Below are 368 nucleotides of genomic sequence, written 5' to 3' on the forward strand. Positions count from 1 at the left end.
ACGTTTTTCAGTTTGTTGACAGTCTGCTAGAATACATCCAGTTACAGACAGCCTCCACACACAGGCCGTCTGAAAATGCAGAAATTCTGAAAGGTTTGTATGGATCAATTTTTTGAACAGCTTCACGGCTGGGTAAACGCCATCAACGATCCAATGTGGTCGGGGTTGGTATATATGCTTTTAGGCGCAGGCCTCTTTTTCACCGTTACCACCGGTTTTGTACAATTCCGCCTCTTCGGCCGCAGTATCAAAGAAATGCTGGGCGGTCGCAAACAAGGTGATGATCCGCACGGAATCACACCGTTCCAAGCATTCGTTACCGGCTTGGCCAGCCGCGTAGGCGTGGGCAACATCGCCGGCGTGGCGAT

At 50.5% G+C, this 368-nt stretch carries 1 protein-coding gene; it reads left to right on the forward strand.

Annotation, left to right across the window (positions count from 1 at the left end; translation table 11 throughout):
- Window positions 1–99 precede the first annotated feature (99 nt).
- Window positions 100–368, forward strand: a 269-nt coding sequence (locus ACTHSP_RS22770) for an alanine:cation symporter family protein (protein WP_440347099.1), incomplete at its 3' end; no start/stop codon positions are given.

The sequence above is a fragment of the Neisseria sp. P0001.S005 genome, assembly GCF_051963715.1.